Below are 12,678 nucleotides of genomic sequence, written 5' to 3' on the forward strand. Positions count from 1 at the left end.
CCGAGGGGGCGGAGGGCTGACGTCATGAGCATGACCAGCGGGTCGTTGCGCGAGCAGGTGTACCAGCAGCTGCGCGACGAGATCCTCAACGGCCGGGTGTCCCCGCGCGAGCGGCTCACCGAGCCGAAGCTGTCCCGGACGTTCGAGGTGTCCCGCACCCCGGTGCGCGAGGCGCTGTCCCGGCTGCTATCCGACGGGCTCGTCGAGCGCACCGACTTCGGCTACGCGGTCGTCGTGCCGTCGCTCGCGGCGCTGAAGGACCTGTACGAGCTGCGCATCACCCTCGAGCTGCGCGGCATCGCCCGCGCCATCGAGAACGCGCAGATCCGGCACGACCGGGACCTGCTGGGCGCCGAGCTGGCGCGCTGGCAGGAGCTGCGCGACGCCGTCCCCGACCCGGACCCGAGCTTCGTGGTCCTGGACGAGGGCTTCCACCGTGCGCTGTCGCAGGCGTCGGGCAACGCGCAGCTCACCGACGCCCTGGTCACCGTGAACCAGAAGATCCGCGCCGTCCGCATGCACGACTTCATCGAGGACGAGCGCATCACCGCGACCATCGCGGAGCACATCGAGATCCTCGACCTCGTGCTCGACGACCGCCTGGGCGACGCGCTCACGGCGCTGCACAAGCACGTGGGGGAGTCGCTCGAGGTCGTCATGGAGCGCGCGTCGCACGCGATGGCGCGCATGGCGGTCGCGGGCTGAGGCGCGGTCAGTCGAGGATGGCCGAGCAGTCCTCCTCGACGAACGTGACCGTGGTGCCGTCGAGGAACCCGACCCCGGGGAACGCGCTGGGCCACAGCTCGGTGAGGTCGACGCGACGGCCCTCGCCCGACCGGAAGAAGCCGTAGTCCACGTAGTCGTAGCCCGCCAGGTGCTCGCAGATTGCCCGAGCACCCGCGGCCACGTGGTCCGCGTCCAGCACCTGCTCGTCGGGCCACGTGACGGTCATCTTCATCCGGTAGGCGAACCCGTCCAGCCCGGAGCGCGGGGTCACGTCGACGGCGTCCGGCAGCGCCTCGCCCAGGGCGTCGATGACCAGTCGGCTGATGGGGACGCCGTTCTCGTCGACCGGAGGACCGGAGAACTGGTCTCGGGCGGCGTTGCACCCGCCGAGCAGGACGGTGAGCGCGACCGTGACGACGAGGGCGGTGACGAGGCGGGGGCGGGGCATGGAGAGGGGGTCCTCCGGGTCGGACGGCTGGAGCCGCCAACCTAGACGCCCGTCGGGCCACCTCGCGCCGTCCGCGTCGCGCCGCAGGGGTGAAACAGCGCGCTGCCCCGTGACCGGCGCGGGAGGCGCAAGGCTCAGAGGTCGCGACGCACGCCCTCGTCGCGGTCCTCGACCGCGCCGTGCCGCACCAGGCTGACGATCGCCAGGGCCAGGCCGCCCCAGATCACGACCATCGCCACCAGCATCATCACGATCGCGCTCGCGCTCATCGGTGGTCTCCCTCGTCGTGCGTGACGCCGGGTCCGGGGGCCGGGTCCGTGGCGGGTGCCGCGGGGTCGGAGCCCGGTGGTGGCCCGTCCAGGTGGGTCCCGGCCCGCCACGGCATCCGGGCGAGCAGGAAGCCGACGACCGGCAGCAGGACGACCATGAGCCAGCCGAACACCATGAGCAACCAGCCGGGGTAGTCCTCGTACGGAGCGCCGAGGTCGTCGCGGAGCGCGAAGACGAGCACGACGGTCAGGCCCACCGGGGCGACGACGCTCGTCAGGACGCGCCACGTGCGACCCACGCGCGGGCGACCGTGGACGTTGAGGTGCGCGCCGAGGGCGGGCAGGGCCCGCAGCGCCCACGCGACGACCAGCATGCTGACCAGCGCCACCACGAGGATGCCGTACTGGTTGACGAAGTGGTCGACGACGTCGAGGACGTAGATGCCGCTGGTCGTGCTGAACAGGGCCAGGCTCAGCAGGGCGCACGGCACGACGACCACGAGGGTCGCGGTGAGGCGTCGGGTGTCGAACTTGTCGCGGACGGCGGAGATGACCACCTCGATGACGCTGACGAGCGACGTGATCCCGGCGATGACGAGGGACGCGAAGAACAGGACGCCGATGAGGGCGCCGGCCGGGGCCTCGCTGATGATCGTCGGGAACGCGATGAACGCCAGGCCGATGCCGCTGCTGGCGACGTCGGCGACCGCGACCCCGTTGGCCTGGGCCATGAAGCCGAGGGCGGCGAACACGCCGATGCCGGCGAGCAGCTCGAAGCTGGAGTTCGCGAAGCCCACGACGAACCCCGAGCCCACCATGTCCTCGCGGCGGCCCACGTACGACGCGTAGGTGATCATGATGCCGAAGCCGATCGACAGCGAGAAGAAGATCTGGCCGAACGCGGCGGCCCACACGGATGCCGAGGTGAGCGCCGACCAGTCCGGTGTGAAGAGGGCGTCGAGGCCGGCCGCCGCGCCCGGGAGGAGCAGCGCCTGCACGACGAGGGCGGCGAACGCGAGGATCAGCACCGGGATGAAGACCACGGAGCTCGCGCCGATCCCGCGCTGGACGCCGAGGGCCATGATCACCAGGACGCCGAGCCAGACGACCGCGAGCGGCACGAGCACCCCGGGCACCACGTCGGTGGTGACGCGGACGTCGCCGGCCTGCAGGAACTCCCCGAAGAAGAAGCCCTCGGGGTCGGAGCCCCAGGCCTTGTCGAGGGAGAAGAAGGTGTAGCGCAGCGCCCACGCGACCACGGCCGCGTAGTAGACGGCGATGACGAAGCAGATGCCCACCTGCCACCAGCCGAGACCCTCCGTGCTGCGGCGCAGGCGCGCGAAGGACAGGGGCGCGGACCCGCGGTGACGGTGCCCGATCGCGTAGTCCAGCAGCAGGAACGGCAGGCCGGCGGTGAGCAGCGCGACGAGGTAGGGCACGACGAACGCGCCGCCACCGTTCTCGTAGGCGACGTACGGGAACCGCCAGATGTTGCCGAGCCCGACCGCGGAGCCGATCGCCGCGAGGATGAAGACGCGCCGGGAGCCGAACGATCCCCGCCGACGCTCCGTCGCGGCCTGCGCGGCGGCACCCCCCGCTGTTGTGCTCATGCTGCCCCCCGCCGTCGTCGCGCGCCCCGCCCGCGTGGTCCTCCGCGTATCGGACAATACGCCCGGGGGGACGTCCGCGCCGACGTGCCCACGGCGTGGCGCGCGCCCGGCGGATCACCCGGTGCCGCCGCGGACGCAGGTACGTTACGTACCGTTCACGCCTCCGCGCGTCCCCGGCAACAGCGGCTTCCTACGGTCCGGGTGCCGAAGTGCAGACACGCCGGTCCCGACCCGGAGGACGCCGTGCTCGACACCCTGCTCGTGGCCGACCGCGGCGAGATCGCCGTGCGCGTGCTGCGCACGGCGGCCGAGCTGGGCCTGCGCACGGTCGCGGTCCACTCCGACGTCGACGCGGCCGCCCCGCACGTGCGGCTCGCGGACGTCGCGGTGCCGCTCGGGTCGCCCGACGCCTACCGGCACGTCGGCCGGGTCCTCGACGCCGCGCTCGCCACCGGGGCCGGGGCGATCCACCCCGGGTACGGGCCGCTGTCGGAGGACGCCGCCTTCGCGACCGCCGTCGAGGCGGCCGGCCTGACGTTCGTCGGCCCGACGCCCGGGCAGCTCGCCCTCCTCGGCGACAAGCACCGTGCCCGCCGCGCCGCGCACGACCTGGGGATCCCGCTGCTGGACGGCAGCGGTCTGCTCGCGGACGTCGCGGACGCGCTGGCCGCCGCCGAGCGCATCGGGTACCCCGTGATGCTCAAGGCCGTCGGCGGGGGTGGGGGTGCGGGCCTGCGCGCGTGCCGGACGCCCGCCGACGTGCGCGCCGCGTACGCGCACCTCGCACGCCTCGCGGCCGCCCGCGACGGCCTGTTCGTCGAGCGCCTCGTGCGCCGTGCCCGGCACGTCGAGGTGCAGGTGTTCGGCGACGGTGCCGGACGCGTCGTGAGTCTGGGGGACCGCGACTGCTCGCTGCAGCGCCGCCACCAGAAGGTGGTCGAGGAGGCGCCCGCGCCCGCGCTGCCGGCCGACCTGCGCGAGCGGCTCGCGTCGTGGGCCCGCGCGCTGACGGCGTCGGTCGGGTACCGGTCGGTCGGCACGGTGGAGTACGTCCTCGACGTCGAGCGCGGTGACGCCGCCTTCCTCGAGGTCAACCCGCGGCTGCAGGTCGAGCACACCGTGACCGAGGAGGTCACGGGGGTCGACCTGGTCGCGTGGATGCTGCGCCTCGCGCGCGGCGACGACGACCTGCGCACCGAGCTCGCCGCGCTCGCGGACACCGGGCCGCCGCTGCGCGGGCACGCCGTCGAGGCGCGTGTGCTCGCGCAGGACCCGCGCCGCGACCACCGCCCCGGTGCCGGGCTGCTCACCGCCGTCACGTTCCCGCCCGGGGTCCGCGTCGACACGTGGGCGGAGGCGGGCCAGGAGGTGACGACGCACTACGACCCGCTGCTGGCCAAGGTCGTCGTGCACGCCGCCGACCGTGCGGGCGCGCTGTCCGCCGCCGCGGCCGCCCTGGCCGGCACGGCGGTGCACGGCATCGCGACGAACCTCCCGCTGCTGCGCGCCGCGGTCGCTGCCGAGGACGTCCGCGCCGCCCGCCACACGACGACGACGCTGGCGGGCGTGAGGGACGACGAGCCGTGGGTCGAGGTGCTGCGCCCGGGCGTCCTGACGACCGTGCAGGACTGGCCCGGGCGCCTCGGGCACTGGGACGTGGGCATCTGCCCGTCGGGGCCCATGGACGACCTGTCCTTCCGGCTCGGCAACACCGCGCTCGGCAACCCCGAGGGCGCGCCCGGGCTCGAGTGCACGCTCGCCGGCCCGCGGCTGCGGTTCAGCCACGCGAGGGTCGTGTGCGTCACGGGTGCGCCGGCGCCCGTGACGCTCGACGGTGCGCACGTCCCGCTGTGGGAGCCCGTCGACGTGCCGGCCGGCGGCGTCCTCGACGTCGGCACCCCCGACGGGCCCGGCCTGCGGACGTACGTGCTCGTGCGCGGGGGCCTCGACGTCCCGCGCTACCTGGGCTCCTCGGCGACGTTCGCGCCCGGCGGGTTCGGCGGGTACACCGGCAGCGCGCTCGCGACGGGCGACGTGCTGGTCCCCGCGCCTGTCCCGGGCGACGCGCGGCCCGCGGCGCCCGTGCCTCTCGACGTGCGTCCCGGGTTCACGCACGCCTGGGAGGTCGCGGTGCAGGAGGGGCCGCAGCCCGCACCGACGTACCTGACCCGCGAGGACATGACGACCCTGTACGGCGCGACGTGGCGCGTCCAGGCGCACACCGACCGCAGCGGCATCCGGCTGTCCGGGCCCCGGCTGCGCTGGGCGCGGTCCGACGGCGGCGAGGCCGGTCTGCACCCGTCGAACCTGCACGACAACCCGTACAGCGTCGGTGCGCTCAACCTCTCGGGCGACACCCCGATCCTGCTCGGCCCGGACGGCCCGTCCCTCGGCGGGTTCGTGTGCCCGGTGACCGTCGTCGCCGGGCACCGCTGGCGCCTGGGTCAGATCAGGCCCGGCGACACCGTGCGCCTGGTCCCGGTCGACACCGCCGCGGCCGAGGTGCTGCGGACGTCGGTGGTCCGGCGCGCCGCCGCGACGCTGCCCGAGGCCCTGCGCAGCGGACCCGACCGCGACGACGGCGTGCTGGCCCACGTCCACGCCGACGGCGACGACCCGCTGGGGTGCCCCGAGGTGGTCTACCGGCGTGGTGCCGACGACAACGTGCTCGTCGAGTACGGCCCACCGGTGCTGGACCTGGGGTTTCGGCTGCGCGTGCACGCGCTCGGCGAGGCGCTGCGCGCCCGGGGGGTGCCCGGCGTCGTCGACGTCACGCCCGGCGTCCGCAGCCTGCACGTGCACGTCGACCCGGCGCAGCTGCCCGTGGGCGAGCTCGTCGAGGTCCTCGGTGCCCTCGAGGCGGACCTGCCGCCGACCGACGCGCTCGTCGTGCCGTCGCGGCGCCTGCACCTGCCGATCGCGTTCGACGACCCTGCCGTGACCGAGGCCGTCGAGCGGTACACGGTCGGCGTGCGCGCCCGCGCGCCGTGGCTGCCCTCGAACGTCGAGCTGGTGCGCCGCATGAACGGGCTGGCGTCGGCGGACGACGTGCTGGCGACCGTGGCCGCGGCGGAGTACCTGGTGGTCGGCCTGGGCGACGTCTACCTCGGGGCGCCGCTCGCGGTGCCGCTCGACCCGCGGCACCGGCTCCTGACGACCAAGTACAACCCCGCCCGCACGTGGACGGCGGCGGGCACGGTGGGGCTGGGCGGGCAGTACCTCTGCGTCTACGGCATGGACTCCCCGGGCGGGTACCAGCTGGTCGGGCGGACGCTGCCCGTCTGGTCGGCCTACCGCCGGCACGGGCCGTTCGCGGCGGGCGTGCCGTGGCTGCTGCGGTTCTTCGACCGCATCGTGTGGCACCCCGTCAGCGCGTCCGAGCTGACGGAGCAGCGGGCCCTGTTCGCCGCCGGGCGGCTCGACGTGCGCATCGAGCAGGGGGCGTTCTCCGCTCGCGAGCACCGCGCGCTGCTCGCCGCGCACGCGCACGAGATCGCCGCGACCCGCAGCCGGCGCGCGCAGGCCTTCGCGGCCGAGCGCGCCGCGTGGGCGGCGGCGGGCGAGCTCGACGTCCGCGCCGGCGCCGACGTGCCGACCGAGCGCCGCCCCGGGCCCGCGCGGGACGGCGACGTCGCGCCCGCCGACCTGCGACCCGGTCACGTCCTCGTCGAGTCGCCCGTGGTCGGGACCGTCTGGCGGGTGGCGGCCGCGGTCGGCGCCGACGTCCGGGCGGGTGACCTGCTCGTCGCCCTGGAGGCCATGAAGCTCGAGCTGCCGGTCGCGGCGCCCGCGGACGGCCGGGTCGTCCGCGTGCTCGTCGAGCCGGGGCACGCCGTGGCACCGGGCACGCCGCTCGCGGTCCTGCAGGTCCCGGCGTGACGGCGGGCTCAGCCGCCCAGGGGTGAGGGGGCGCGGCGCGCGCGGGCGGTGACGCGCAGGCCCGACGCGCGCAGGCGGCGGACGAGGTCGCGCGTGCCGACGGGCTCGGCGCCCAGCGCGACCACCTCGTCCCACCGCTCGACCGGCACGTCGTAGTGGTCGTGGTCGAACGCGCGCCGCGGGATGCCGGCGCGGGCCGCGAAGGCGTGCAGCTCGTCGTACGAGGTGTCGCTCACGAGGTGCCCCCACACCGTGCCGTGCCGGGGCCACAGCGGGGGGTCGACGAGGACGGTCACCACCCGAGGCTACGAGATGCGGGGGGCGGACCCGTCCGGGGCGACCGCACGCCGGTCCCGTCCCTCGAGCCGACCCCAGGTCCCACCCCGGGCCGGTCCGTCCACCGGCGCGGGAGGGGGCCGCCCGTCGACGCGCCCTGTTCCCTAGCGTCGGGGTGGTCGGTGCCGCGCACGGCGGCACCCCGCACCAGGAGGACGTCCATGAGCAGGTACGAGGTCGACGCCGCACAGCTCGACGGGTCCGCGGCGGCGGTGCTGGCGCGCTCCGCGAGCATCCAGGCCGAGGTCGCCGCGATGCAGCGCCAGCTCGTCGAGCTGCAGGCGACGTGGCGTGGCGGTGCCGCCGGGGCGTTCGGGGCGGTCGTCGCCGAGTGGAACGTGACCCAGGCCCGCGTCGAGCAGTCCCTCGCGCAGATCGCCGCGGCGATGCAGGCGGCGGCGCGCACGTACGCCGACGCGGAGGCGCACGCGGCGCGGCTGTTCGCGCACTGACGTCGGCGCGCGTGGCGGTGTGCCCGCGCGGTGCGCTCCTCAGTCCCGGCGGGTGGACGGCGTCGTGGTCGCGTTCGTCGCGTCCGCCGTGCCGGCCTGCTGCGTGTCAGCGTCCTGGCCGGCCTCGGCCTTCGCTGCCTCGGCGTTCTCGGCCTCGGCCTTCTCGAGGCGGGCGATCTCCTTCTCGAGGCGCTGCAGCTCCGCCGAGACGTTCTGCCGCGCGGGCTCCTCCCAGGGCTGGGCGAGCGGGCTGACGAACAGCGACGGCCGTGCCAGGAGCTTGCGCAGGATGCGCAGGCGCGCGCGCACGTAGTCCGCGACCGGCAGGTGGGCGTACTCGGCACGGACGTCCTGGAGATAGGCCTTGTACCGCTGCGGCTCGGTCGCCAGCATCGCGAGGTCCGCGTCGCACAGGACCGCGCAGTCGGTGTCCTTCACGTCGGGGGAGTGCCGGACCAGCGCGGAGACGAGGTCCGCGACGCGCTGCGCCTGCTTCTCCGGCACGCCCAGCCCGGTGAGCTGCTCGCGGGCCAGGACGGCGCTCGCGGCCTCGTCCTCGCCGCCGCGGTTGGCGTACGCCTTGCGCTCGGCGGAGTCGAACACCGCGCCGTGGTACCAGGCGGCGAGCCGGACGAGCTCGGGGTGGTGCGCCTCCTCGTCGAGCTCGTCGACGCGCGCGAGCACGTCGACCAGGTGCCGGAGGTTGTGGAAGTGGCGCTCGGGCCGGGTCCACCTCTCCAGGAGGTCCTCGGCGGTGCGCCGGACCTGCTCGACCGGTGCGGTGCCTCCGGCCTCGGCGACGTTGCGGGTGAAAGCCGGGACCAGCCAGGCGGGTGCGTCATGGACGCCCATGGATCAGCCTCACGACGTTGACGACGGACCCGTCATCGTAGCCACCTCCGCGGCAGGCGGCGCACCCGAGGGTCGGGATGCGTGAGGGGGACCGGCCACGGGCAGCTCGACACGCACGGTCGCGCCACCGCCGGGGGTCGGGTGCACCGCGACGGTCCCGCCGTGGGACGCGACGATCGCGGCCACGATCGCCATGCCGAGGCCCGACCCTCCCGAGTCGCGCGTGCGCGACGCGTCGATGCGGTAGAACCGCTCGAAGACGCGTTCGGCGTGCTCGGGGGGGATGCCGGGGCCGTGGTCGCGCACCTCGATGACGGCCGTCTCGTCGCCCGCGGCGCCCACGGCGATCTCGACGGGCGTCGCGGCGGGCGTGTGGCGGGCCGCGTTGCCGACGAGGTTGGCCAGCACCTGCCGGAGCCGCTCCTCGTCGCCGACGACGACCCGCGGGGCCGTCAGCCCGTCGAGCGCCACGAGGCGCACCGGACGCTGCGGGTCCAGCGCGCGCAGGTCGCTGACCGCGTCGGCGGCCAGCACCGTCAGGTCGACCGGGCCGATGCTGCCGCGCCGCCCCTCGTCGAGCCGGGCCAGCGCGAGCAGGTCCTCGACGAGCGAGCCCATGCGTGCCGCGGAGCTCTCGATGCGCCGCATGGTGTCCGCGATCTGCTCGGGCGTCGTCGTCGCGCCCATGCGGTACAGCTCGGCGTACCCGCGGATCGCGGCCAGGGGCGTGCGCAGCTCGTGGGACGCGTCGGCCACGAACCGCCGCATCCTCGCCTCGGACGCGGTGCGCGCGTCAAACGCCTCCTCGATCTGCGCGAGCATGCCGTTGAGCGCCGCGCCGAGACGGCCGACCTCGGTGCTCGCCGGCGCGACGGGCACGCGCTGCGACAGGTCGCCCGCGGCGATCTCGGCGGCGGTCCGCTCGATCTCCGCGAGGGGCCGCAGCGACCGCCGGACCGCCCAGCCGCCCGCGACGACCCCCGCCACGACGATGAGCAGACCCGACGCGGCCAGGCTCCAGGCCATCGCGACGACCGTCCCGTGCAGGTCCCGCAGCGGCAGGCCGACGACGACCGACCCGGCCGTGCCGTCCGACGCCTGGAACGGGTAGGCGACGACGCGCCAGGGGGAGCCGGTGCGCGTCGAGGGCACGGTGAACGGCTCGCCGCTGATCGCCGACGCGTCGACCGCCGTCAGGTCGGCGACCCGCGGGATGCCGTACATCTGCTCGGTGGCGGGGCTGACGACCGCGGCCTCCTGAGCGCGGGTCTGCACCCGCACGTAGTAGTCCGTCGGGCCGATGTGACCGCGCTGGCTGGTGAGGTACCCGAGCGCCTCCCCGGCGACGGACTGCGCCTCGGTGGCCAGCTTCTCGTCGACCGGTGCGAGCAGGTTCCGCTCGAGCAGCGTCGTGGCGGTGACCCCGGCGACGACCAGACCGGTCCCGAGCAGGACGGCGGTGATCGTCACCAGCCGCCAGTGCAACGACATGCCGCGCCACACCCTGCGCGCCGCCGCGACGGGCCGAGCGCCGCGCAGCGTGCCCGCGCGTCCGGTCACGCGGACTCGCGCAGCAGGTACCCGACGCCTCGCCGGGTGTGGATGAGCGGGGGCAGCCGGTTGCCCTCGGCGTCGGTGAGGTGGTCGATCTTGCGGCGCAGGTAGGAGATGTAGGACTCGACGATGTTGGCGTCGCCGCCCCACTCGTACTGCCACACGTGGTCGAGGATCTGCGTCTTGGACAGCACGCGCTGCGGGTTGAGCATGAGGTACCGCAGCAGCTTGAACTCGGTGGGGGACAGGTCGACCGCCTGCCCCGCGCGGCGCACCTCGTGGGTGTCGTCGTCGAGCTCGAGGTCGGCGTAGCGCAGCACCGACGAGCCGATGCCGTCGTCCGGGGCCGTGCGCCGCAGGATCGCCCGGATCCGCGCGACGACCTCCTCGAGGCTGAAGGGCTTGGTCACGTAGTCGTCCCCGCCGACGGTCAGGCCCTGCACCTTGTCGGCCGTGTCGTCGCGCGCGGTGAGGAACAGCACGGGGACGTGCTCGCCCTTCTCGCGCAGCCGGCGGGTGACGGTGAACCCGTCCATGTCGGGCAGCATGACGTCGAGCACCACCAGGTCCGGCTCGATGTCGCGCGCGAGTCGCAGCGCGGACATCCCGTCAGCGGCCGCGTGCACCTCGAACCCCGCGAAGCGCAGCGACGTCGCGAGCAGCTCACGGATGTTCGGCTCGTCGTCCACGACGAGCAGGCGGGCCTCGGGCGTGCTGGTCATGCTCCCATTCTCGCGCCGGATCCTGGGAGCCGCCTGGGTGCGGGGCAGGTGGTCGCGGTGCCACCTGGGGGCCTTCTGGACGCGTCGCGCGGGCGGCAGGCGGGCGGATCCGGCAGGACGCAGATCGTTGTGGACACGTGACCTGGACATGCGGCGCAGCGGCCTGACGCCGCTACCGTTGAATCGTGACCGTTCCCTTCAGCGACCACGCGCTCGACGCTGCGGACGCCGGGGCGAGGCCCCGCGTCACCGTCGTGCAGAGCTCCCCCGACTGCGGCCTGGACCGCTTCGCCGAGTGGTGGACGGGGATCGACGTGCACCTCGTGCGCGCCGACCTCGGTGACGCCCTGCCCGGCCCGACCGAGGTGGGTGACGGGCTCGTCGTCCTGGGCGGCCCGATGTCCGCGCACGACGACGCCGCCGCACCGTGGCTCCGGCCGCTGCGCGACCTGCTGGCCGTCGTGAGCGCGACCGACGTCCCGGCCCTCGCCATCTGCCTGGGTGCCCAGCTCCTCGCGGTCGCGCGCGGCGGACGCGTCGAGCTCGCGGCGCCCCCGGGGTGCGAGGCGGGCGTCGTCGACGTGCGCTGGCGCCCCGAGGCCGCGGCCGACCCGCTCGTCGGCCCGCTCGTCCGGCACGCCGGGGCGGCGCGGACCAGCCCCCAGCCGAGCATGCACGGCGACGCCGTCGTCGACCTCCCGCGCGGCGCGGTCTGGCTCGCCTCGACCGCGATGTACCCCTTCCAGGCGTTCCGCATCGGCAGCGCCTGGGGCGTGCAGTTCCACCCCGAGGCCGGGGCCGCGACGATCCGCACCTGGGCGGAGGGGAACGACGCCGTGGACACCGAGGCGGTCGTCGCGCAGATGACCGCGCGCGCCGACGAGCTCGCGACGTCCGGACGCGCCGTCGCCGACGCGTTCGCCGGCCTGGTGCACGAGCGCGCCGCGGCCCACCGCGTGAGCGTCTGAGAACCACGCCGACGACGGCCCCGGTCCCGCGACGTGCGGGGACCGGGGCCGTCGTCGTCCGTCAGGCGTCCGAGGTGCCGGTGCCGATCTCGGGCGTGACCGTCGTCGCCTCGATCTCGCGCGGGTTGGCGCCCTGCTTGAGCGCGGCGAGGCGGGCCTCGATCTCGATCTCGGTGCCGGCCGACTCGAGCTCGGCGAACTGCGCGTCGAGCGACGACGCCGCCAGCTCGGCCTGGCCCGCCGCGTAGGCCTCCTCGCGGCGGACCTTCTCCTCGAAGCGCGCGATCTCGCTCGTCGGGTCGAGCACGTTGATCGAGCCGATCGCCTCCTGCACCTGCCGCTGCGCCTGCGCGGACTTCTGGCGGGCGACGAGGGTGTCGCGGCGCGACTTGAGCTGCGCGAGGCGGTCCTTCATGACCGCGAGGCCGGACTTGAGCTTGTCGACCGTGTCGCGCTGCGAGGCGATGACGGGCTCCGCGTCGCGGACCTCCTGCTCGGCGGCGAGCTGCTTGCCGATCGCGATCTTGGCGAGGTTGTCGAACTTGTCGGCGTTGGCCGCGTCCCCGGCGGCGCGGAACTGGTCGGCGCGCGACGACGCCGCCACGGCCTTCTGGCCCCAGTCGCGGGCCGCGGCGACGTCCTCGTTGTAGTCCTGCTCCGCGAGGCGCAGGTTGCCGATGGACTGCGCGATGGCCTTCTCGGCGTCCGCGATGGAGCCCGTGAAGTCCCGCACGAGCTGGTCGAGCATCTTCTGGGGGTCCTCGGCCTGGTCGATGAGCGCGTTGATGTTCGCGCGCGTCAGCTGCGCGATCCGTCCGAAGATCGACTGCTTCTCGGTCATCGTGTCGTGCCCTCCTGTGGT

The 12,678-nt window shown here is 74.9% G+C and carries 12 protein-coding genes; 4 read left to right on the forward strand and 8 right to left on the reverse strand.

The window, feature by feature from the left end:
* The first annotated feature begins 24 nt into the window (after nucleotides 1–24).
* Nucleotides 25–705: a GntR family transcriptional regulator gene (locus tag KKR89_RS03530; RefSeq protein ID WP_208197887.1), complete on the forward strand. Its 681-nt coding sequence runs from the start codon at nucleotides 25–27 to the stop codon at nucleotides 703–705.
* Nucleotides 706–712: 7 nt separating this feature from the next.
* On the opposite strand, the gene KKR89_RS03535 is transcribed toward KKR89_RS03530, so the two are convergent.
* From KKR89_RS03535 to KKR89_RS03545, 3 genes are all read right to left on the reverse strand, one after another.
* Nucleotides 713–1,174 (reverse strand): hypothetical protein, encoded by a 462-nt coding sequence (locus KKR89_RS03535; RefSeq protein WP_208197888.1) that lies wholly within the window; start codon nucleotides 1,172–1,174, stop codon nucleotides 713–715.
* Nucleotides 1,175–1,308: 134 nt separating this feature from the next.
* On the reverse strand, nucleotides 1,309–1,443 hold the full coding sequence (locus tag KKR89_RS03540; RefSeq protein WP_208197889.1) for a methionine/alanine import family NSS transporter small subunit: 135 nt from the start codon (nucleotides 1,441–1,443) through the stop codon (nucleotides 1,309–1,311).
* A complete protein-coding gene (locus KKR89_RS03545) occupies nucleotides 1,440–3,053 on the reverse strand; it encodes a sodium-dependent transporter (protein WP_208197890.1) in 1,614 nt (537 codons plus the stop codon). Before KKR89_RS03545 ends, KKR89_RS03540 begins: the two co-directional genes overlap by 4 nt.
* A gap of 243 nt (nucleotides 3,054–3,296) precedes the next feature.
* Between KKR89_RS03545 and uca the strand changes: the two genes are divergently transcribed.
* Nucleotides 3,297–6,932, forward strand: a complete 3,636-nt coding sequence (gene uca / locus KKR89_RS03550) for an urea carboxylase (RefSeq protein WP_208197891.1) — start codon at nucleotides 3,297–3,299, stop codon at nucleotides 6,930–6,932.
* 8 nt (nucleotides 6,933–6,940) lie between these two features.
* Here uca and KKR89_RS03555 read toward each other — a convergent pair whose 3' ends face one another.
* Nucleotides 6,941–7,228, reverse strand: a complete 288-nt coding sequence (locus KKR89_RS03555; protein ID WP_208197892.1) for a DUF4031 domain-containing protein — start codon at nucleotides 7,226–7,228, stop codon at nucleotides 6,941–6,943.
* A gap of 201 nt (nucleotides 7,229–7,429) precedes the next feature.
* Between KKR89_RS03555 and KKR89_RS03560 the strand changes: the two genes are divergently transcribed.
* Complete coding sequence (locus KKR89_RS03560; RefSeq protein WP_208197893.1) at nucleotides 7,430–7,720, forward strand: WXG100 family type VII secretion target; 291 nt, start codon at nucleotides 7,430–7,432, stop codon at nucleotides 7,718–7,720.
* 39 nt (nucleotides 7,721–7,759) lie between these two features.
* Here KKR89_RS03560 and KKR89_RS03565 read toward each other — a convergent pair whose 3' ends face one another.
* Genes KKR89_RS03565 through KKR89_RS03575 form a run of 3 tightly spaced genes read right to left on the reverse strand, consistent with a single transcriptional unit; the run spans nucleotide 7,760 to nucleotide 10,848 of the window.
* Complete coding sequence (locus KKR89_RS03565; RefSeq protein WP_243883434.1) at nucleotides 7,760–8,572, reverse strand: HD domain-containing protein; 813 nt, start codon at nucleotides 8,570–8,572, stop codon at nucleotides 7,760–7,762.
* A gap of 9 nt (nucleotides 8,573–8,581) precedes the next feature.
* On the reverse strand, nucleotides 8,582–10,132 hold the full coding sequence (locus KKR89_RS03570; RefSeq protein ID WP_307802243.1) for a sensor histidine kinase: 1,551 nt from the start codon (nucleotides 10,130–10,132) through the stop codon (nucleotides 8,582–8,584).
* Nucleotides 10,129–10,848: a response regulator transcription factor gene (locus KKR89_RS03575; protein ID WP_208197894.1), complete on the reverse strand. Its 720-nt coding sequence runs from the start codon at nucleotides 10,846–10,848 to the stop codon at nucleotides 10,129–10,131. Before KKR89_RS03575 ends, KKR89_RS03570 begins: the two co-directional genes overlap by 4 nt.
* A gap of 185 nt (nucleotides 10,849–11,033) precedes the next feature.
* Between KKR89_RS03575 and KKR89_RS03580 the strand changes: the two genes are divergently transcribed.
* Complete coding sequence (locus tag KKR89_RS03580) at nucleotides 11,034–11,816, forward strand: type 1 glutamine amidotransferase (RefSeq protein ID WP_208197895.1); 783 nt, start codon at nucleotides 11,034–11,036, stop codon at nucleotides 11,814–11,816.
* A gap of 61 nt (nucleotides 11,817–11,877) precedes the next feature.
* On the opposite strand, the gene KKR89_RS03585 is transcribed toward KKR89_RS03580, so the two are convergent.
* The gene (locus KKR89_RS03585; RefSeq protein ID WP_208197896.1) at nucleotides 11,878–12,657 is read right to left on the reverse strand and encodes a PspA/IM30 family protein; all 780 of its coding nucleotides are present in this window, start codon (nucleotides 12,655–12,657) and stop codon (nucleotides 11,878–11,880) included.
* Between the last annotated feature and the right edge of the window lie 21 nt (nucleotides 12,658–12,678).

It is taken from the genome of Cellulomonas dongxiuzhuiae (genome assembly GCF_018623035.1).
GTDB classification, from domain to species: domain Bacteria; phylum Actinomycetota; class Actinomycetes; order Actinomycetales; family Cellulomonadaceae; genus Cellulomonas; species Cellulomonas dongxiuzhuiae.